The 19,760-nt window shown below is 71.0% G+C and carries 17 protein-coding genes and 1 tRNA gene; 7 read left to right on the top strand and 11 right to left on the bottom strand.

Going from position 1 to position 19,760, the window contains the following annotated elements; all coding sequences use genetic code 11:
* Nucleotides 1-10: 10 nt before the first annotated feature.
* Genes ICW72_RS18250 through ICW72_RS18235 form a run of 4 tightly spaced genes read left to right on the top strand, consistent with a single transcriptional unit; the run spans nucleotide 11 to nucleotide 2,887 of the window.
* Nucleotides 11-313: a putative quinol monooxygenase gene (locus ICW72_RS18250; protein WP_191083971.1), complete on the top strand. Its 303-nt coding sequence runs from the start codon at nucleotides 11-13 to the stop codon at nucleotides 311-313.
* Nucleotides 310-1,386, top strand: coding sequence for an amidohydrolase family protein (locus ICW72_RS18245; RefSeq protein WP_191083970.1), 1,077 nt, complete (start codon nucleotides 310-312; stop codon nucleotides 1,384-1,386). Before ICW72_RS18250 ends, ICW72_RS18245 begins: the two co-directional genes overlap by 4 nt.
* Entirely contained in the window at nucleotides 1,383-2,489 is a 1,107-nt protein-coding gene (locus tag ICW72_RS18240; RefSeq protein WP_191083969.1) for an amidohydrolase family protein, read from the top strand. Before ICW72_RS18245 ends, ICW72_RS18240 begins: the two co-directional genes overlap by 4 nt.
* Nucleotides 2,489-2,887 carry a Rieske (2Fe-2S) protein gene (locus ICW72_RS18235; protein ID WP_191083968.1) on the top strand — a complete coding sequence of 133 codons (399 nt, stop codon included), beginning with the start codon at nucleotides 2,489-2,491 and terminating at the stop codon, nucleotides 2,885-2,887. The genes ICW72_RS18240 and ICW72_RS18235 overlap by 1 nt, the downstream gene beginning before the upstream one ends.
* A 3-nt stretch (nucleotides 2,888-2,890) precedes the next feature.
* Here ICW72_RS18235 and ICW72_RS18230 read toward each other — a convergent pair whose 3' ends face one another.
* Together ICW72_RS18230 and ICW72_RS18225 are read right to left on the bottom strand one after the other, a co-directional pair.
* Nucleotides 2,891-3,508: a response regulator transcription factor gene (locus ICW72_RS18230; protein WP_191083967.1), complete on the bottom strand. Its 618-nt coding sequence runs from the start codon at nucleotides 3,506-3,508 to the stop codon at nucleotides 2,891-2,893.
* A complete protein-coding gene (locus tag ICW72_RS18225; RefSeq protein WP_191083966.1) occupies nucleotides 3,505-5,775 on the bottom strand; it encodes a PAS domain-containing protein in 2,271 nt (756 codons plus the stop codon). Before ICW72_RS18225 ends, ICW72_RS18230 begins: the two co-directional genes overlap by 4 nt.
* Before the next feature lie 158 nt (nucleotides 5,776-5,933).
* Between ICW72_RS18225 and gmd the strand changes: the two genes are divergently transcribed.
* Nucleotides 5,934-6,914 carry a GDP-mannose 4,6-dehydratase gene (gene gmd, locus ICW72_RS18220; RefSeq protein ID WP_191083965.1) on the top strand — a complete coding sequence of 327 codons (981 nt, stop codon included), beginning with the start codon at nucleotides 5,934-5,936 and terminating at the stop codon, nucleotides 6,912-6,914.
* A 6-nt stretch (nucleotides 6,915-6,920) separates the two neighbouring features.
* On the opposite strand, the gene ICW72_RS18215 is transcribed toward gmd, so the two are convergent.
* The 4 genes from ICW72_RS18215 to ICW72_RS18200 all read right to left on the bottom strand — a co-directional run bounded on the left by ICW72_RS18215 (nucleotide 6,921) and on the right by ICW72_RS18200 (nucleotide 9,663).
* Nucleotides 6,921-6,996: transfer RNA gene (locus ICW72_RS18215), tRNA-His, on the bottom strand.
* A gap of 77 nt (nucleotides 6,997-7,073) precedes the next feature.
* Nucleotides 7,074-8,141: a WD40/YVTN/BNR-like repeat-containing protein gene (locus tag ICW72_RS18210; protein WP_191083964.1), complete on the bottom strand. Its 1,068-nt coding sequence runs from the start codon at nucleotides 8,139-8,141 to the stop codon at nucleotides 7,074-7,076.
* Between the two features lie 3 nt (nucleotides 8,142-8,144).
* Nucleotides 8,145-8,426, bottom strand: a complete 282-nt coding sequence (locus ICW72_RS18205; RefSeq protein ID WP_223880673.1) for a MoaD/ThiS family protein — start codon at nucleotides 8,424-8,426, stop codon at nucleotides 8,145-8,147.
* Nucleotides 8,427-8,469: 43 nt separating this feature from the next.
* Nucleotides 8,470-9,663 (bottom strand): aminotransferase, encoded by a 1,194-nt coding sequence (locus ICW72_RS18200; protein ID WP_191083963.1) that lies wholly within the window; start codon nucleotides 9,661-9,663, stop codon nucleotides 8,470-8,472.
* Nucleotides 9,664-9,960: 297 nt separating this feature from the next.
* Here ICW72_RS18200 and ICW72_RS18195 point away from each other — a divergent pair, with 297 nt between their 5' ends.
* Nucleotides 9,961-10,299 carry a P-II family nitrogen regulator gene (locus ICW72_RS18195; protein WP_184385397.1) on the top strand — a complete coding sequence of 113 codons (339 nt, stop codon included), beginning with the start codon at nucleotides 9,961-9,963 and terminating at the stop codon, nucleotides 10,297-10,299.
* A 154-nt stretch (nucleotides 10,300-10,453) separates the two neighbouring features.
* Nucleotides 10,454-11,878, top strand: a complete 1,425-nt coding sequence (gene glnA, locus ICW72_RS18190) for a type I glutamate--ammonia ligase (protein ID WP_191083962.1) — start codon at nucleotides 10,454-10,456, stop codon at nucleotides 11,876-11,878.
* Between the two features lie 82 nt (nucleotides 11,879-11,960).
* Here glnA and ICW72_RS18185 read toward each other — a convergent pair whose 3' ends face one another.
* From ICW72_RS18185 to ICW72_RS18165, 5 genes are all read right to left on the bottom strand, one after another.
* Entirely contained in the window at nucleotides 11,961-12,566 is a 606-nt protein-coding gene (locus ICW72_RS18185) for a TetR/AcrR family transcriptional regulator (RefSeq protein WP_191083961.1), read from the bottom strand.
* Nucleotides 12,563-15,628, bottom strand: coding sequence for an efflux RND transporter permease subunit (locus tag ICW72_RS18180; RefSeq protein ID WP_223880672.1), 3,066 nt, complete (start codon nucleotides 15,626-15,628; stop codon nucleotides 12,563-12,565). Before ICW72_RS18180 ends, ICW72_RS18185 begins: the two co-directional genes overlap by 4 nt.
* Nucleotides 15,629-15,631: 3 nt before the next feature.
* Nucleotides 15,632-16,699, bottom strand: a complete 1,068-nt coding sequence (locus ICW72_RS18175) for an efflux RND transporter periplasmic adaptor subunit (RefSeq protein WP_191083960.1) — start codon at nucleotides 16,697-16,699, stop codon at nucleotides 15,632-15,634.
* Entirely contained in the window at nucleotides 16,696-18,174 is a 1,479-nt protein-coding gene (locus ICW72_RS18170; RefSeq protein WP_191083959.1) for an efflux transporter outer membrane subunit, read from the bottom strand. Before ICW72_RS18170 ends, ICW72_RS18175 begins: the two co-directional genes overlap by 4 nt.
* Nucleotides 18,175-18,334: 160 nt before the next feature.
* Entirely contained in the window at nucleotides 18,335-19,750 is a 1,416-nt protein-coding gene (locus ICW72_RS18165) for a M20/M25/M40 family metallo-hydrolase (RefSeq protein ID WP_191083958.1), read from the bottom strand.
* Nucleotides 19,751-19,760: the final 10 nt, after the last annotated feature.

Genomic DNA, 19,760 nt, shown 5'->3' with positions numbered 1-19,760 from the left:
GGGAAACGCCATGGCCCGCATCGCGCTGGTGGTGGAATTCACGCTCAAGCCCGGGGCGCATGCCGCCTTCGACGCCGTCATTCGCGACCACGCCGCCGGCACGCTGGCCGATGAGCCAGGCTGCGAGCGCTTCGACGTGCTGCAGCCGCGCGGTGCGGACGGGCAGCCCGACCTTTCGCGTGTACTGCTCTACGAGGTCTATGCCGATGATGCGGCCTTCCAGGCGCACACGCAAAACCCGCGCCTCGCCCGCACCCGCGCCGCCTATGCCGATCTGATCGAGGGGCGGCGCATCCAGGTCTGCGCGCTGTGACCGCCCTTCCCAAGGGCGCGGTGGATGTGGACCTGCACCCGATGGTGCCGGGCCTCGCCGCCCTCGAGCCTTTCCTCGACCCGCTCTGGCGCGACCAGATCCACCAGCGCGGGATGGAGGGGTTCGAGACGCAATCCTATCCGCCCAACGCCCCCAAGACGGTGCGCGCGGATTGGCGCCCGGCCGATGGCTCCAAGCCCGCCAGCACCATCGAGCAATTGCGCGCGCAGGTGCTGGAACCTTGGGGGATTTCGCGCGGGATCGTGACGCCGCTCTATGGCGTGCAGCTCGTCTTCAACGAGGACATGGCGGCGGGCTTCACCCGCGCGCTGAACGAATGGACGCGGGCGCGGTTCCTCGATCAGGACCCGCGCCTGGCCGCCTCCATCATCCTGCCCATGTTCAACGCCGAGCACGCGGTGGCCGAGATCGAGCGCCTGGCCCCCGACCCGCGCTTCGTGCAGGCCATGGTGCTGGTGATGGGCGAGACGCCGCTCGGCCGCCGGCACAACTGGCCCATCTTCGAGGCGCTGGTGAAGCATGACCTGCCCCTGGCCATCCATGCGGGGTCCTCCTGGCGCAACCCGGTGACGTCCCTCGGCTGGGCGTCCTGGTACATGGAGGATTATGCGGCCAACCAGCAGGCCTTCCAGTCCACCCTCGCCTCGCTCATCACCGAGGGCGTGTTTTCCAAGTTCCCCACGCTGAAGGTGGTGCTGCTGGAGAGCGGCGTCTCCTGGCTGCCCGCCTTCCTCTGGCGCCTGTCCAAGACCTGGAAGGGCGTGCGTTTCGAGGTGCCCTGGGTGGACCGCTCGCCCATCGAGATCGTGCGCGAGAACGTCCGGATGTCGGTGCAGCCCTTCGACGCACCGGAGGATGCGGAAACGGTGGACCGGCTGATGAACCACCTGGGCTCGGACGAAATGCTGCTATGGTCGAGCGACTGGCCGCATTGGCAGTTCGACGGGCCGCCGCGCCTGCCGCCCGGCATCGGGCCGGAGCTGATGCGGAAGATCTGCGTGGAGAATGCCCGCGCCACCTACAAGCGCCTCGCCTGGGAGACCGTGCCATGAACGTGATCCGCCCCGAAGCCGCCCCGGGACGCCCCCTCGCCGCCACGCAGGGCCTGGTGGATGTGGACATCCACCCCCGCGTGCGCTCGCTGCACGACTACGACCCGTACCTCTCGGCCGAGATGCGGCACCGGCTGCACAGCTACGGCATCCGCCCGCGGCACGGCTTCGTGAAGGGCACGCCCTATTTCAAGTCGCAGCCGCTGGCCTCGCGCCGCGACGCCTGGACGCCCGAGGGCGGCACCCCCGCCAGCGACCCGGGCTTCACCGCGACCCAGCACCTGGATTTCCACGGGGTGGATGTGGGGGTGCTGAATCCGTTGCAACCCTCGGGCCAGGGGGACATGAACAACGCCTTCTCCACCGCCATGGCCCATGCCGTGAATGAGTGGCAGCTCGACCAATGGGTCGCGGTGGATCAACGGCTGCGGGCCAGCGTCGTCGTCCCCTATGAGGACCCCGAGGCCAGCGCGGCCGAAATCCGCAAGCGCGCCGGTGATGCCCGCTTCTGCCAGGTACTGCTGATGAGCCGCACCAGCCACCCCCTCGGCAACCCGAAATACTGGCCCATCTTCGAGGCGGCGCAGGAGGCGAACCTGCCCATCGGCATCCATGCCTTCGGTTATTCCGGCTGGCCCATGACCAATGGCGGCTGGCCCAGCTTCTACATCGAGGAGGTGAGCGAGCACGCCACCTCCTGCCAGTCGCTGGTCAACTCCATGGTCATCGAGGGCGTGTTCGAGCGCTTCCGGCGGCTCAAGATCGTGCTGATCGAATGCGGCTTCGGCTGGCTGCCCTCGGTCGCCTGGCGGCTGGACAAGCTCTGGCCCACCCTGCGCGACGAGGTGCCGCATTTGAAGCGCGCGCCCTCCGAACAGATCCGCGAACACATCTGGGTCAGCACCCAGCCCGTCGAGGAACCGCCCCGCCCCGAGCAATTGCTGGACTGCATGGGCTGGATCGGCTGGGACAAGATCCTCTACGCCTCCGACTACCCGCATTGGGACTTCGACGATCCGCGCCACGCCATCCCCTCCTACATCCCGGAGGCGCAGCGGGCCGCGATCTATGGCGGCAATGCCCGCCGGGTCTACGGCTTCTGATGCCGCGCCATGTCGTGGGGCCGGTGGAGGAGATTCCCCCCGGCGCCCGAAAACTGGTCGAGGCCGAGGGCAAGCGCGTCGTCGTCTTCAACCTCGATGGCGAGTTCTTCGCGCTGAGTGACCGCTGCCCGCACCAGGGCGGCCCGCTGCACAAGGGCCCCGTCATGGGCCTCGTGGAGAGCCCCTGCCCCGGCGAATACCGCTATGGCCGCGCCGGCGAGATCGTGCGCTGCCCCTGGCACGCCTGGGAGTTCGACATCCGCACCGGACGCTCCCGCTTCGACCCGCGGCGGATGAAGGTGCGCGCCTTCCCCGCCTGCGTGGAAGATGGCGCGACCCTCCAGGCCGAGACCTTCCCCGTGCGGGTCGAGCAGGCCTATGTGGTGGTGGAGCTGTAGAGCCTAGGATTCCTGCGGCACCCCGGCCGCGAGATACATCCGCACCGCCTCGGGCAGGCTGCGCACGCCCAGCTTCTCCATCAGATGCGCGCGGTGGACTTCCACCGTGCGCGGGCTGATGCCGAGCTTGGCGGCCGTGCCCTTGTTGGACTGGCCGGAGACCAGCGCCGCCAGCACCTCGCTCTCGCGCGGCGTCAGGGTCGCGATGCGCGCCTGGGCCTCGGCCGCGCGCGCCTTCTCGTCCACCGCGGCGCGGGCGGCCTCCAGCGCCTCCTCCACCGCGCCCAGGATGCGTTCCTCGGGATAGGGCTTCTCGATGAAGTCGTGCGCGCCGGCGCGCATGGCCCGCACCGCCAGCGGGATGTCGCCATGGCCCGTCACGATGATGACGGGCAGCGCCAGCGGACGGCGGCCCAGCAATTCCATCACGGCCAGCCCGTCGCGCCCGGGCATGCGGACGTCGAGGATGATGCAGCCGGGTTCCAGCCCCGCCTCGGCGGCTTCCAGCAGCGCATCCCCGCTCTCGTGCAACACCACCTCATGCCCTGCCGCCTGGAGCAGCAGCGCGAGCGAACGGCGGATGGCCGCGTGGTCGTCCACCACATGCACCACCTGCCTCATGCGAGGGCCATGTGCAGCGGCAGGTCCAGCACGAATTCGGTGCCGCCCCCGGCCCTGGCGCGCGCGGTGATGCGCCCGCCATGGGATTCGATGATGGTGCGCGCGATGGACAGGCCGATGCCCATGCCCTCGGCGCGGGTGGAGACGAAGGGTTCAAACATGCGTTCCGTCACCTCCTCCGGCAGGCCGGGGCCGCGATCGGCCAGGATGACCCGCGCCATGCCGCCCTCGGCGGTGAGCGAGACAGCGAGGCCGCGCTCCATCTGACCTTCCGTCGCCTCTATGGCGTTGCGCAGCAGGTTCACGAAGACCTGCTGCAGCTGCACCCGATCCCCCATCACGGCATGGCCGCCCTCGGGGACGTCCAGCTCCACGGGCAGCTTCTCCTCCGCGCGGGCGGCGCGGAACAGGGCCACCGTGTCGGCCAGCAGGGGGCCGAGCTCGACCGTGGTGCGCTCGGTCTGGCCGCGATCAATGAAGTCGCGCATCTGGCGCAGGATGGCGGCGGCGCGGAGCGTCTCGGCCGAGGCCTCCTCGATCGCGGAACGGGCCGCGGCCAGGCGCCCGGGGTCGGAGGCCGCCTGGTCGAGCCAGCGCAGAGACGCCCGCTGGAAGTTCGAGGCCGCGGTCAGCGGCTGGTTCAGCTCATGCGCGATGCCGAGGCTCATCACCGTCAGGCTGTCCGCGCGGGCGATGCGACGCATGGCGGCCTCGGCCGCGCGGAGGCGTTCCTCGGCCGCGCGGCGGCGCGTCACGTCGCGCGCCACGCCCACCACGCCCAGCACGCGGCCCGCGCTGTCGCGCCAGGGGGCCTTGATGGTGCGGTAGCAGCGCGTGACGCCGCGTTCGAGCACGATCTGATCCTCGAATTCCATGGTGCGGCCGGCCGCCAGCACGGCGCGGTCCTGGGTGTCGAAGCGTTCCACCACGTCGGGCCGCGTCATCTCCGCGGCGGTTCGGCCGATGCAGTCACGTTCATTCCAGCCCATGGAGCGCGCGGCGGCGTCATTGATAAGCACATAGCGCAGGTCCCGGTCCTTTACGAAGATGGGCTCGGGCACCGAGCGCACGACGGATTCCAGCAGCAGACGATCATCCTCGGCGGTACGGGCGAGATGGGTGGTGCGGGCGGCCGCGCGCTCGGCCCGCGCGGCCTCCTGCCGCAGCGCGCCCTCGGCGGCCGCGATGGTCGCGCCCAGCGCCTCGAATTCCGCGACACGCAGGCCCCCAGGCCGGGGGGCCCGGATGGCCGCCAGCGCCGCCAGCAGGCGGCGGGCAAACTGGCCGGCCAGCAGCAGCCCCAGCGCGATCATGGCGAGCCCCCCGCCCCATTGCAGCAGGGCGGGGCCGGTCCAGCCGGCGGAGAAGCGGGATTCCGCCTGCCCCGCCACCACGACCCAGCCCGCCAGCGGCAATGGCGCGGCGAACAGCACGACCGAGGCGCCCCCCGGCCCCGGCGCGCGCAGGGTGGTCGCGCCCCCAGGCGCGCGCTGGGTGGCAGCGCCCGCCGCCGCCAGCGCCGCGCGCAGGGGGGGCGGTGCCGTCCAGGCGGCAGCATCAGGCGCGAGGCCGTGCGCGGCCACCACGGCGCCGTCCGGGTCGAGCAGCATCAGGAAGGCGTCAGGCGGACGTGTGGCGCGTGCCAGGGCCTCCAGCAGCACCGTTTGCGTCACCGGGGTGGCGAGCGCCCCCAGCACCACCCGGTCGCGCAGCACCGGCACGGCCAGGACGAGCTGGTCCCGCGGCCCCGCTTCCTCTTCGCCATGGCGGCCGACCACCGCCACGCCATCGCGCATCACCTGTGCGAGCGCGGCCGCGGGCACGGGGGGCGGTCCCTCGGCCTCGCCCCGGGTGTGGAGCGGGGGGCGGTCCGACGTGGCGGTGGAGACCAGCGTGATCCAGGGGCCGCGGCCGCCCAGGGCACGGCGCGCCTGCTGGCGGAAATCCTCCTCCGCCGCCGGCCCCGCATCAATCAGCGGCGAGGCGGCCAGCGCCTCCAGCAGCACGGCGCGCGTCTCCACCTGGTCCGCGACGGCCAGCGCCCCCGCGCCGGCGGCGGCAGCGAAGCTGGCTTCCATGCCCGCGCGCAGCCGCGAGGCCAGGTTGAAGGAGGTGATGAGGCCAAGCGCCAGCGCCGGCATCAGCAGCAGCAGCGCCAGCAGGGTGATGTGCCGGGCCAGGCCCGGCGCGGGTTGCGCGTGCCCACCCGCCTCCGCGGGCAGATCCCCCGGCTGGAGCGAAGCGGCTGCCGTGCTGTGGCCCAACATGCCGGCAGAATGCCCGAAACCATGGCAGGGAACCAGCGCGCGGAGGGCCATGTTCCGGCCCGTGGCGGCGGCATGCTACCCTTCCCCCTCAGGGCTGAGCACAACCTTCGCGGACCTTACCGCATGCGGCCGGAGGCCAGAGCATTTTGGAAGCACGTATGAAGACGGCGCTGATCACCGGCATCACGGGGCAGGATGGCGCCTACCTGGCGCGCTTCCTGCTGGGCCGAGGCTACCGGGTGTACGGGCTGCTGCGGCGCTCGGCCTCGGCCGACGTCATCGGCGAAAGGCTGCGCTGGCTCGGCATCGAGCGCGAGGTCGAGATGGTGGATGCGGATCTCGTGGACCTCTCCTCCATCCTCCGCGCGGTGCAGGCGACACAGCCGGACGAGGTCTACAACCTCGCCGCGCAATCCTTCGTGAAGACCAGCTGGACCCAGCCGCTGCTGACGGGGCAGGTGACGGGTATCGGGGCGGTGAACATGCTGGAGGCGGTGCGGCTCGCGGCACCACAGGCGCGCTTCTACCAGGCCAGCAGCAGCGAGATGTACGGGCTGATCCAGGCGCCCATCCAGAACGAGACCACGCCCTTCTATCCGCGCAGCCCCTATGCGGCCGCCAAGCTCTACGCCCACTGGATGACGGTGAACTACCGCGAGAGCTTCGGCATGCACGCCAGCAGCGGCATCCTGTTCAACCATGAGAGCCCGCTGCGCGGCATCGAGTTCGTCACGCGCAAGATCACGGATGGGGTGGCGCGCATCAAGCTCGGCCTCACGCAAACGCTGTCACTGGGCAACCTGGACGCCCGGCGCGACTGGGGCCATGCGGCCGACTATGTGCGCGCCATGTGGCTGATGATGCAGCAGGAGACGCCGGCCGATTATGTCGTGGCCACCGGCCGCACCACCAGCGTCCGCGAGTTCTGCCGCCTGGCCTTTGAACATGTCGGCCTGGACTGGGAAGCCCATGTGACGGTGGACCCCGCCTTCCTGCGCCCCGCCGAGGTGGATGTGCTGCAAGGCGATGCCACCCGCGCGCGGGAGCGGCTGGGCTGGGAGCCCGAGATCACGCTGGAGCGGATGGTGGCGGAAATGGTGGACGCCGACCTGGAGCGGCTGCGGCGTCGGGGGGGCTGAGCAAACTGGGGCGACCAACGGGACTCGAACCCGCGACATCCAAGACCACAACCTGGCGCTCTACCAACTGAGCTATGGCCGCCACAGTGCGGCGAGGGTTTAGGCCGCGGTGCACGGGACGTCAACGCCGCCCCGGCGCGCCACAGGCATGGCGGTGCGTCACGCGAAAGCCAGCGCCGCGATGGGCGGCAGATGCGCGGAGAGAAGCCGCCAGCGCGCGCCGCCCGCCTCGCCCAGCCAGAGGTTTCCGGTGGTGGAGCCCATCGCCAGCCGCCCGCCCGCCGCATCCACCACCAGGGCGTGGCGATAGACGAGGTCATAGCTGCCGGCCGCCGGCAGCCCCTCGCCCAGAGCTTCCAGGGTCGCGCCGCCGTCTTGGGTGCGGGTGACCACGAGTCGGCCCGCCACCGGCACGCGGCACTCGTCCTTCACCGCGGGGGCGAACCAGGCGGTCGCGGGATCGGCCGGATGCGCCGCCACCGCGAAGCCGAAGCGCGACGGGGCGGGTGCCGTCACCTCCACGAAGCTCTCGCCACCATCGGTGGAGCGGAAGATGCCGTTGTGGTGCTGCGCCCAGAGCACCTCGGGCGTGGCGGCGCAGGCGGCCAGCAGATGCACGTCCTGCACGCCCGGGTCGAATGCCTGCGCGGGCGGCATGTATTCGGCGCGCAGGCCCCGCCCGCCCAGCCGCCAGCTGTCGCCGCCATCGCCGCTCAGCCACACCCCGCCGGTGGAGATGGCGATGGCCATGCGGCGCGGATCGCGCGGGTGGATGACGATGGAATGCAGCCCCGGATCGTCATAGCCACCGCCCACCCAGGATGCGCGCTCCGGCACGTCCCAGAGGCCGCGCACGAGTTCCCAACTCGCGCCGCGATCGGCGCTGCGGAACAGCGCGGCGGGCAGCGTGCCGGCCCAGAGCACGCCCGGCTCCGCGCCGGCTGCGAGCGTCCAGATCATGTCGAGCGGCTTGTCGCCTTCCTTCTCCTTCGGCAGGGCTGGCACGCCGATCTCGGTCCAGCTCGCCCCACCATCCTCGGAGCGGTGCAGCTTCGCGCCGAAATGGCCGAGCCGGAGCGCCGCATAGAGCGCGCCGTCGCGCTTGTCGTGCAGCACGGCCGAGACCGGCTCGCCCAGGAAGGCGGGGGTCGGGATCGCCCAGCCCTCGCCCTCGGGCGGGCAGATGAAAAGTCCCTTGCGGGTGGCGACGAGCAGCCGCTCGGACATGGCCTATCCTCCCGAAAGCGCCTGGAAGACGAAGATGTCGTCGCCCTCGCCCACCGGGTCGGCGAGCCCGGCGCGGTCCGCGACGGGTAATTCGTTGACGAAGATCGCGACGTGCTTGCGTAGGCGGCCATGCTCGTCGAGCAGGTAGCCGCGCAGCCGCGGGTTGCCGGTGAAGACATGCTCCAGCACCACGCGGACCGTGTCGCCCGGCGCGTCCATGGCCGGGCAGTCCAGGTGGCGGCGCAAATTGGGCGTGAAGCTGACGCGGGGCATGGTCGTCACCATGCCCCAGTCAACACTTTACTTCAAGGTTTAGTGTTGGGCGCCCCTACCCGGCCGCGCGGGCCGTCCCCGCCCCGCGCGCCGCGACCCAGGCGCCGAGCCGGGCCAGCGCCTCTTCCAGCACCGCGGCGTTCTTGCAGAAGGCGAAGCGGGCATAGTGGCTGGGCGGATTGGCACCGGCGTAGAAGGCGGTGACGGGAATGGCCGTGACCTTGGCTTCCTCCGTGATGGCGCGGCAGAAGGCCACGTCGTCGCCGGTGAAGCCGATGGAGCGGATATCGGCCGTCACGAAATAGCTGCCCATGACGGGCAGGGTCTCGAAACCCAGCGCCTGGAGGCCGCGCGTCAGCAGGTCCCGCCGCTCGGCCAGCTCGCCCGAGAGGCTATCGAAATAGGCGTCGTCCTTGGCCAGGCCCACGGCGACCGCCCGCTGCAGGTTGGGCGGCGTGGTGAAGGTCAGGTTCTGGTGCGCCTTGGCCACGTTGGGCTGGAGCGCCGCGTCGCAGGTGACATAGCCCACCTTCCAGCCGGTCAGGCTGAAGGTCTTGCCCGCGCTGCCGATGCGCATGCAGCGCTGCCGCATGCCAGGCAGCGTCATCAGCGGGATGTGCTTCCAGCCATCATAGGTCAGGTGCTCATAGACCTCGTCGCAGATGGTGTAGCAGTCGTGGCGCTCGATCAGGTCGGCGAGGAAAGCCAGTTCGGCGGCGGTGAAGACCTTGCCCGTGGGGTTCATGGGCGTGTTGAACAGCACGGCCTTGGTCTTGGGGCCGAAGGCGGCGGCAAGCTCGGCGCGCGGCAGCTCCCACTTGGGCGGGGACAGGCGCACCAGCTTTGGCACCGCGCCCAGCAGCTTCACCACGGGCAGGTAGGTGTCATAGAGCGGCTCGATCAGCACGCATTCGTCGCCGGGGTTCAGCACGGCCATGAGGCAGGCGGTGATGGCCTCGGTGGCGCCGGAGGTGACGACCACCTCGCGGTCCGGGTCCACCTCAAGCCCGTAGAAGCGGCGATTGGCCTCGGCGACCGCGCGGCGCAGCTCGGGCACGCCGGTCATGGGGGGGTATTGGTTGCGACCGTCCTTCAATGCCGCGGCGGCGGCCTCGATCACGTCCTCCGGGCCGTCATAGTCGGGGAAGCCCTGGCCCAGGTTGATCGCGCCATGCTGCACGGCCAGGGCGGACATGACCGTGAAAATGGTGGTGCCGGTGGCGGAGAGGAGGTGGTTCATCGGCTGCATGGGCATGTCCTGGCGCGGAGGCGGAGCGGTAAGCCTCCCAGAATGGCCCCGGCCTGCCGGATGTGCAATGCGGGCGCCGCCACGGTTTGCCCGCCCTCTGTGCAGCCTGCCTCCGATGCGGGCTACGGAGCGGCCGGAAGGGGGGGCAAACCGCCCCAACAGCCGATTGCGCCGTGGCATGGCGCGTGCAAAACACCCCATGCCTGGATCGAGCGCGGCGCGTATCGCGCCTTCGACGGGCGCCGGGGAAACGCCGTGGGCCGCCCATCCAGCCCGCGCCATGCGACGACGGATGCGATGAAAAAGATCGAGGCGATCATCAAGCCCTTCAAGCTCGACGAGGTGAAGGACGCGCTGCACGAGATCGGCCTGCAGGGCCTGACGGTGGTGGAAGCCAAGGGCTTCGGCCGCCAGAAGGGCCATACCGAGCTGTACCGTGGCGCCGAATACGTCGTGGACTTCCTGCCCAAGGTGAAGATCGAGGTGATCTGCGCCGATGACATGCTGGACCGCGCCGTGGAGGCCATCCAGGCCGCCGCCCGCACCGGCCGCATCGGCGACGGCAAGATCTTCATCTCGGACATCCAGGAGGTCATCCGCATCCGCACCGGCGAACGGGGCGAAGAGGCGGTGTGAGTTTCCCGCCGCCCGGGCCATCCGGGTGGCGGGCAAGGCTTATCGCAGCACGCCGGCCCTGGGCGCGTCCCTGGTCGGTGGTGTGGCGGCTGCGGGGGCGGAACACCCCCCCGCGGGAACGTGAACAGGGACGCAGGAACAGGACAGAGACGACATGTCGATGAATTCCCCCGAGGCCGTCTCCAAGGTCATGGAAATGATCAAGGAGAACAGCGTGGAGTATGTGGACTTCCGGTTCACCGACCCCCGCGGCAAGTGGCAGCACACCGCCCAGCATGTCTCCACCGTCGAGCCGGACACCTTCGAGGACGGCATCATGTTCGACGGCTCGTCCATCGCCGGCTGGAAGGCGATCAACGAGTCCGACATGATCCTGATGCCGGACGCGGCCAGCGCCTGCATGGACCCCTTCTCGGCCAAGCCGCAGCTGATCCTGTTCTGCGACATCTATGAGCCCTCGACCGGCCAGCGCTACACGCGCGACCCGCGCTCGACCGCCAAGAAGGCCGAAGAGTACCTGAAGTCCACGGGCCTGGGCGACACCGCCTATTTCGGCCCCGAGGCCGAGTTCTTCATCTTCGACAACGTGAAGTTCGGCACGGGCGGCAACTACGGCATCTACCAGCTCGACAGCATCGAGGGCCCGCAGGCCAGCCTGAAGGACTTCCCCGAGGGCAACATGGGCCACCGCCCGGGCGTGAAGGGCGGCTACTTCCCCGTTCCCCCCGTGGACAGCGAGCAGGACCTGCGCGCCGAGATGCTCTCGACCATGATCGAGATGGGCGTCGAGGGCGAGAAGCACCACCACGAGGTGGCGCAGTCCCAGCATGAGCTCGGCACGAAGTTCGGCACGCTGGTGAAGCAGGCCGACATGATGCAGATCTACAAGTACTGCATCCACAACGTCGCCCACAGCTACGGCAAGTCGGCCACCTTCATGCCGAAGCCGATCTATGGCGACAACGGCTCGGGCATGCACGTCCACCAGTCCATCTGGAAGGACGGCAAGCCGATGTTCGCGGGCAATGGCTACGCGGACCTGAGCGAGATGGCGCTGTACTACATCGGCGGCATCATCAAGCACGCCAAGGCGCTGAATGCCTTCACCAACCCGAGCACGAACAGCTACAAGCGGCTGATCCCGGGCTTCGAGGCCCCCGTGCTGCTGGCCTATTCGGCCCGCAACCGCTCCGCCTCCTGCCGCATCCCCTACGCGACGAGCCCCAAGGCCAAGCGCGTGGAAGTGCGCTTCCCCGACCCGACGGCGAACCCCTACCTCGCCTTCGCCGCCATGATGATGGCGGGCCTGGACGGCATCAAGAACAAGATCCACCCCGGCGATGCCATGGACAAGGATCTGTACGACCTGCCGCCCGAGGAGCTGAAGGGCATCCCGACCGTCTGCGGCTCGCTGCGCGAAGCCCTGGGCGCGCTCGCCGCCGACCATGAGTTCCTGCTGGCCGGCGACGTGTTCTCGAAGGACCAGATCGAGAGCTACATCGAGCTGAAGTGGACGGAGGTGTACCGTTTCGAGCACACCCCGCACCCGGTCGAGTTCGAGATGTACTACTCGGTCTGATAAAGACCGGCGGCCGGCACCCCGGCCGCCACCTGAATGGCCCGTCGCCAGGAATGGCGGCGGGCTTTTCTTTGCCCGCGCCTCAGCGCCCGGACAGCATCCGCCGCAACACCGCGGCCATGGCCAGCATCCGTTCCCGCTCGGCGAGGCCGGGCTCCGAGGCCAGCCTCGCGTGGAAGCCATCCGCCATCAGGCCCATCACCACGGCCAGCAGCGCCGGGTCCAGCGCCGGGTCCACCTGGCCCTGGCGTTGCGCCGTGGCCAGCACCTCGCCCAGCCGCGCCTCCAGCCGGCCATGGAACCGGGCCAGGATGGCGGCGATGCGCGGGTTGTGACTGGCCTCGGCGGCGATCTCGGCGCGCAGCGCGCCGCCCAGCCCGCCGCTCGTCGCGTGGTCGCGGGTTTCCACCCCGAAGGTGATCAGCGCGTCGAGGACATCGGGCGCGGCCGCCGCCCGCTCCACCTCGGCCAGGCGCCGGGCGAGGTCATCCTCGGCGATGGCCTCGATGATGGCCTCCTTGCCCGTGAAGTAGTGGTAGAGGTGGCCGGGGCTCATCCGCGCCGCCTGGCAGATGTCCGCCATGCTGGCGCCGCGGAAGCCCTCCCTGCGGAAGCATTCGACAGCGGCGTCCAGCACCTGGCGCCGCCGCTCCTCCCGCAGGGCCTCGTCAAGCGGCCGGCGCGTCATGTGGCGACGGCCGGTGCTCGCCCAGGCGCAGGCGCGGCGAAGAGGATCGCGTAGAGCGCCGGCACGGCGAACAGCGTCAGCAGGGAGGCGAAGGCGAGCCCGGCCATGATGGTCACAGCCATGCTGGCGAAGAAGGCGTCGCCCAGCAGCGGCACCATGCCCAGGATGGTCGTCGCCGCCGCCAGGAAGACGGGGCGAAGGCGGCTGACCGCGCCATCCGTGATGGCCTCCGACAGCGCCTCCCCTTCCGCGATGCGCGTGTCGATCTCGTCCACCAGCACGATCGCGTTCTTCATCAGCATCCCCGACAGGCTGAGCAGCCCGAGCAGCGCCGTGAAGGTGAAGGGCATGCCGGTGGCGAGCAAGCCCAGCGCCACGCCGCAGATGGCCATGGGCACCACCGCCCAGACGATCAGCGGCTGCCGCAGCCGGCCAAACAACAGGACGGAGATGACCAGCATCGGGATGAAGCTGAAGGGCAGCTGCGCGCCCAGCGCCGTCTGCGCGCGCTGGGAGTTCTCGAACTCGCCCCCCCATTCCAGCGCGTAGCCGGGCGGCAGCGGAATGGCCTCGATGCCGCCGCGGATGCGCGCGAAGGCATCGGCCGCCGTCTCGCCAGGGCCCGGGTTGGCCTGCACCGTCAGCGTCCGCACGCGGTTCCGCCGCTGGATCAGCGTGTCCTCCTGCACCGTCTCCAGCCGGGTCATGAGCTGGGAGAGCGGCACATGCGCCTGCTCGGCCGGGCTCCAGACCAGGCGGTCCTGCAGCTGGCCCATGTCGCCGCGCTCGGCCTCGGGCGCGCGGGTCAGGATGGGAATGATGGTGTCGCCCTCGCGGTACTCGCCCGCCCGCACGCCCGAGGTGGCGAAGAGCAGCGTCTGCGCGATGTCGGTGCGGGCCACGCCCGCCACGCGCATGCGCTCCTCCTCCAGGCGGGGCACGGCCACCAACTCGCGCGCGTGCCAGTCGTGCCGAAGGTCGGTGATGCGGCCATCCTGCTCCAGCCGCGCGATGGCCTCGGCGGCCAGGGCGCGCAGCACATTGGCGTCGGGCCCCGAGAAGCGGGCGGCGATGCGCGCCTCGGCGCCGGGGCCGAAGACCAGGCGCTGCACCCGCACCTGCGCGTCGGGGTGGGTGGCGGCGATGCGGCGCGCGAGGTCGCCTTCCATGCGCGTGATGGCCTCCAGGCTCTCGGCCCGGATGATGAACTGGCCATAGCCCGGATTCGCCCGCTCCCCCTGGTAGGTCAGCATGAAGCGCGAGGCCCCCTGCCCCACGAAGCGCGCAACCGAGACCACGCCCTCCGTCTCCAGGATCATTTGGTCAATGGGCGCCATGGCCGCGTCGGTGGCGCGGATGTCGGTGCCCTGGGGCAGTTGGAAATCCACCAGGAAGATGGGCGTGTTGGAATCCGGGAAGAAGCCCTGGCGCACCATGCCGAAGGCCCAGACCGAGGCGCCCGTCAGCAGCACCAGCATCGCCATCGTCAGCCAGCGCAGGCGCAGGGTGCCCACCAGCAGCCCGCGATAGGCGCGGTAGGTGCGGCCGGCATAGGGATCGGTCGCCTCTTCCTTCCCGGCCTTCAGCAGGTAATGGCCAAACAGGGGCGTCACGGTCACGGCCAGCAGCCAGCTCAGCAGCAGCGACATGGCGATGACGGCGAAGAGCGAGAACAGGAACTCCCCCGTCTGATCCGGCGAGAGGCCGATGCCCGCGAAGGCCAGGATGCCGATGACGGTGGCGCCCAGCAGCGGCATCTGCGTGCGCCCTGCGGCATCCGCCGCCGCGTCCCGCGCGGTGCGGCCGCGCTGCATGTTGATCAGCATGCCCTCAGCCACCACCACCGCATTGTCCACCAGCATGCCCATGGCGATGATCAGCGCGCCCAGCGAGATGCGCTCCATCTCCAGGCCCATGATCCGCATGCCGAAGACCGTGCCCGCCACGGTCAAGAACAGCGTGCCGCCCACCACCAGCCCGACCCGCCAGCCCATGAACAAGCACAGCACGCCCACCACGATGGCGACCGAGACGGCGAGGTTGAGGATGAAGTCGTTGATGGCCTCGTCCACCACCTCATGCTGCTGGTAGATCGGGTGCAGCTCGACGCCCAGCGGGATGTAGGGCGCCATGGCCTCCAGCCGCGCGGCCACCGCCTGCCCCACATCCACGATATTCGTGTCCGCGATGGCCGAGACGCCCAGGGTGAAGGCGGGCAGGCCGTTGAAGGCCACGATGCGGGGCGGGTGGCGCACCGGCTGGCGCGAGACGGTGGCGAGGTCGAGCAGCGCGATCTGCTCCGTGGTGCCGGCGCGGCCGATGCGGATGCGCTGCAAGGCCGCCACCGTGTCCAGGCTGGGGCGCAGCGCGAGGCGCAGGTCCCGCTCGCCCACCTGGGTCCTTCCCGCGGAGGCGACGGCATTCTCGTTCTGGATGGCCTGCACCACGGCGTCGAGCGGAATGCCGAGCCGCGCCAGGCGCTCCTGCGTCACCTCGACCAGGATTTCCTCGGCCACCAGCCCAGCCACCTCGACATCCGCCACGCCGGGCACGGTCAGCAATTCGCGCCGCATGAGGCGGGCGATCTCGCGCTGCTCGCGCTCATCGAAGCCGGGCGCGGTGACGGCGTAGTAGAGGCCGAAGACATCGCCGAAATCATCGTTCACCGAGGGCCGCCCGGCGCCCGAGGGCAGCTGCGCCTGGGCATCGCCCACGCGGCTGCGCAACTCGTTCCAGGCCTGGGCGATGGCGGTGGAGGGCAGCGTCGAACGCAGCTCCACATCAATCTCGGACACGCCCGGCCGTGAGCGGGAGCGGACGATGTCGAGCTGCGGCATCTGCTGGATGGCGGATTCCAGCACCTCCGTCACCTCGCGCTCCACCTCCTCGGCGGTGGCGCCGGGGTACTGCGTGGCCACGACGGCGATGCGGATGGTGAAGGCAGGGTCCTCCAGCCGGCCGATGGTGGAGATGCCCCACCATCCGCCCAGCAGGCAGGCCAGCACCAGCAGCCAGGTGTGGATGGGGTTGTCTATGGCGCGGCGCGCGATGTCCATCCGCATGGGCTATTGCGCGTCCATGGGGCGCACGCGCATGCCTTCGCGCAGGCGCGCGGCGCCGGCGGCGACGATCACCTGGCCGGGTTGCAGCCCTTCGGCCACCACCACGCGCTCCCCGGTCACCGCGCCCAGCGCCACCTCCTGGCGACGCACTTCGCCACCCTCCGCTTCCACCAGCCAGACATGGGGCGGTGTGCCGGTGACGATGGCGGCGATGGGCACCGTCAGCTCGGCGGCCGGCGCGGCGCGGCCGGTGTAGCGGGCGCGGACGGCCACGGTCATGCCCGGCAGCACGGCCACCCCCTCCGGGTGCGGCATGCCGAAGCTGACCTGATAGGTCTGCGCGACGGCGTCGGGCTGGGTGCGGTGCTCGCGATAGGTCAGTGGGAAGCGCATGTCGGGGCGCGAGGGCAGGATGGCCTCCACCTCCAGCAGATCCTCCTGGCCGACCACGGCCACCAGGTCCTCCGGCACGGAGATGGCCACGCGCAGCTCCGTCACATCCTGCACGCGCAGCACCGCCGTCCCGGCCGCCACCACGGTGTAGGGGTCCACCAGACGCTGCGTCACCAGCGCGTCGAAGGGCGCGTGCAGCGTGGCGTGCTCCAGGTTGCGCCGCGCCTGGCGCAGGGCCACGTCGCGCAGGTTGAACTGGGCCTCGGCCTCGTCAATCACCGCACGCGCCACCGTGCCGGGGGAGAGGCCGCGGTTGCGCTGCCAGGTGCGCTCGGCGAGGCTGCGCTGCACCTCGGCCTCCTGCACCGCGAGGCGCAGATCCTCGGGGTCGAGTGCGGCCAGCAGGCTGCCGCGCGGCAGGCGCTCGCCCTCGCGCACGGGCATCTCCGTGATGCGGCCGCCCACCTGGAAGGCCACCTCCACCGTCCGCACCGCACCGACGCGGCCCACGAAGGTGCGGGTGCGGATGCCCGCGGCGGGTTCCAGCCTTTCAAGCTTCACGGTCCGCACGGGCTCGGGCGCGGACGCCGCCTCCTCGGCGTCGTCGCAGGCGGAAAGCGGCAGCAGCGCGCCGCCCAGCAGCAGGCCGCGGCGAGGCAAGACGAAACGACGGCTCATGCGCCTACTCCCGGCACACCGGCGCCCAGCGCCTTGTGCAGCCCGACCACGGCCAGGGCCTCGGCCTCGCGCGCGGCGGTGAGTTCGATGCGGACCTGCAGCAGGTCCTGCTCGGCCTGGAGCCGGTCCAGGAAGCCCACCAGCCCCTGTGCGTAAAGCCGCTCGGCCCCCCGCAGGGCGCGCAGCGCGGCCGCCTCCGCCGCCGCCAGCCTTTCGCTTCGTGCGCGCTGGGCGGTGAGGTTGGTCAGCATGCCCTCCACCTCCTCCACCGCGCCCAGCACGGCCTGGCGGTAGGCCAGGGTGGCCTCGGCCAGGGCGGCGCCCCGCGCCTCGATATTGGCGCGCCGCACACCCCAGTCGAAAAGCGGCATGGACAGCGAAGGCCCGCCCGCCAGGAAGGTGAGCGGCCCGGCGGGGTTGAGGAAGGAGGCACCGACCGCGGTGGCCGTCACCTGCAACCCCCCGGTCAGCGTCAGGCGCGGCCACATCTCGGAACGGGCCACGCCCAGTTCGGCGGCAGCGCGCAGCACGGCCAGCTCGGCCGCGCGCACATCGGGGCGCGCGCGCAGCAGGTCGGCCGGCACGCCGGCTTCCACCAGGCCGCGCGCGACAGGTTGGCGGGGTTCGGCCGGGCCAGTGTCCAGCGCGGGGTCGGGCAAGGGGTCGGCGGCCAGGGTGGCGAGGCGCCGCGCGGCCCGCGTGGCCGCAGCACGTGCCAGGGGAATTTGCGCCTCCACCTGTCGCAGCGAACTGCTCGACCGGTCCACGTCGAGGTCGCTGGCCAATCCGGCCCCGCGCCGCTCGGTCGTCAGCCGCACCAGGCTGCGCTGGGCGCGGGCGGAGGCCTCCAGCAGCCAGGCGCGGCGCTGGGCGGCGCGGAGTTCGAGGTAGGTCTGCGCCACCTCGGCCGCGAGGGAAAGGCGGGCGGCCTCGGCCTGCTGCTCGGCGATGGCGGCGGCGGCACGGGCGGCCTGGGTGGTGGCGGTGGCCCGGCCGAAAAGGCTGACCTCCCAGCTCGCATCCAGCCCGCCGCCCCAGGTGACGGTGCCGCGCGGCTGGGACAGGCCCGCGCCCAGGTCACCGCCGAGACTGGGCAACTCGCCCGCGATGCGCCGCTCGCCCCGAACCTGCGCGCCAAGGCCGAGGCCAGGAAGGAACTGCGCCTCGGCCGGCACGAGCTGCGCGCGCGCCTGCGCCACGCGCTGCGCCGCCTGTGCCAAGTCCAGGTTGTCGGAAAGGGCGCGCGCCACCGCGCGATCCAAGAGGGGGTCGTCGAAGCGCGCCCACCAGGCGGCGGGGTCCACGCGGGGGCCGGGGCGGGTGGCCTCGACCTCGCCCACCCATGCCACCGGCAGGGGGCGGGCGGGGGCCAGGGAGGGAAGCTGTGGCATGGCGCAGGCGCCGACGGAGAGGCCCAGGCAGGCCGCCGCGAGCCGCATGGGGCGTGCGCGGGCGGGAGCGCGCGAGAAGGTCATGGAGGGGTGCAACATGCGGGCCTTCGCTGTGCGTGCCCCCAGGGGATACCGGGGCGACAGAAATTAGAATGATCATTCTAATTAACGACCGGGCGCCAAAACAGCAAGGCCCGCCACCGGAACGGTGACGGGCCTGCAAGGTTGCCGGAATTGCTAAGCTTCAGTTGGCCGGCGAGGTGCCCGGCATCTCGCCCAGGTCGAACCACATGCCGGCGAAGGCGATCAGCCCCTCGCGCGCCGGGCCGGGCAGCAAATGCTCATCCGGCCCATGCTGCTGGCAGCCGCCATAGCTGTGCGGCACCCACACGAGCGGCACGTCCAGATGGTCCACGAAGACATCGCCCGGCAGCCCGCCCGAGGAGTTCGGGATAATCTGCACGCGCTTGCCCAAGGACCGCTCCATGCTCTCGGCGGCCCAGCGCACCCAGGGGTGGTTGGGCGGCGTGCGCGAGGCGCGCATGCCCACCCCGGCATTCTCGATCCGCACCTCGGGGAAACCCTGGGCGTCGAGGTGGCGGCGGATGGCGGTCTCGAAGCTGTGCGGGTCCGTGTCCACGGTGTAGCGAATGTGCAGGGCCGCGCGGGCATCGGGCGCCACGGCATTGACCGGGTTCTCCGGCCGGCCGCTGACCATGGCCAGCACGATCAGGCTGTTCCAGCCATAGATCTTCTCCGCCGCCGTGAGGCCCGGCTCGCCCCAGTTGGCGTCAATGGTGGCGGCATCGCCGCCGGCCTCCACCTCGCAGCCGTCGAGCACCCCCTTCACCTCGGCCGGCACGCCGTTGCGGGGCAGCAGGTCGCGCACCAGGATCTTGCCGTTCCGGTCCACCATGCTGCCGATGGCATGCGCCAGCACCACGGCGGGGTCGGTGGTCAGCCCGCCCCAATGGCCCGAATGCACGCCGCCCGCGCGCAGCTTCAAGGCGAGATCGAAGCGGAAGATGCCGCGCGTGCCGGTCGCGATGGTCGGCACGGCCGGCGCCACGCGGGGCCCGTCGCTCGCGATCAGCGCATCGGCCGTCAGCTCCTTCGCGTGCGCCGCCACGAATTCCCGAAGGCCGGCCGAGCCGCGCTCCTCCGCCATTTCCAGCACCAGCTTCACGTTGAAGCCGAGGCGACCGGCGCGCGCCGCCAGCACCGCCTCCAGCGCCAGCAGGTTGATGAGGTGCTGGCCCTTGTTGTCGGCCGTGCCGCGGCCATACCAGCGGCCCTCGCGCTCGGTCAGGCGCCAGGGGGCGAGGCCTTCGCTCCATTGCTCGTCGAGGCCGCGCACAGTGTCGCCATGCCCGTAGAGCAGGATGGTCGGCCGCGAAGCATCCTCGATGCGGGTCGCGATCATGATGGGGCCGAAGCCCTCCTGCGGGTTGGGATGGATGGCGCAAGTGAAGCCCATCCCCTCGAGCCAGGGCTGGATGCCCTGCTCCAGGTAGCGCGTCAGATGCGCCTCGAAGCCCGGCTCCTGCGCGGTGGAGGGAATTTCCACCAGGGCGCCGAGGCGCGCCTTCAGCGTCCCGTCATCGAACAGGGCGGCGGCGCGGGCCAGGGCCTCGCGGCGGCGATCAGGGGCGGTGTCCATGCTGTGGTCC

This window comes from Roseococcus microcysteis (assembly GCF_014764365.1).
GTDB classification, from domain to species: Bacteria; Pseudomonadota; Alphaproteobacteria; order Acetobacterales; family Acetobacteraceae; genus Roseococcus; species Roseococcus microcysteis.
This window is presented reverse-complemented; position numbering and strand designations above follow the sequence as displayed.